This window comes from Micrococcus sp. Mcc89 (assembly GCF_024519795.1).
Lineage (GTDB): Bacteria > Actinomycetota > Actinomycetes > Actinomycetales > Micrococcaceae > Micrococcus > Micrococcus luteus.
Genome location: NZ_JALJRI010000113.1, coordinates 1 through 367, shown reverse-complemented (window position 1 = coordinate 367; position 367 = coordinate 1). Strand labels below are relative to the sequence as shown.

The 367-nt window shown below is 67.0% G+C and carries 1 pseudogene; it reads right to left on the bottom strand.

Features of this window, described 5'->3' with window-relative positions:
• Positions 1-367 (bottom strand): annotated as a pseudogene (locus tag NR072_RS11585) (pyridine nucleotide-disulfide oxidoreductase); the annotation flags it as partial.

Here is a 367-nt window from a genome sequence, read left to right as displayed (position 1 = left end):
TCCGGGTGCCCGTCATACCAGGACGCGAAATCCGCGCCACCGAACGAGCCGGCCAACTCCACCCCCGGCACGTCCAGGACCGCGTCCCGCACAGCCCCGGTGGAGAACACGATCGCATCGTAATGCCGACGCAGATCCGCCAGGCTCAGGTCCGTGCCGTAGTCCACGTTCCCCAGGAAACGGATGTCCCCGCGGTCCATGACCTTGTGCAGCGCGGTCACGATGCCCTTGATGCGCGGATGGTCCGGAGCCACCCCGTAGCGGATCAGACCGAACGGGGCCGGGTACCGGTCGAACAGGTCGATGCTGACACGGAAGTCCCGTTCCTCCTTGGTCAGGATGTCCGCCGTGTACACCCCGGCGGGTC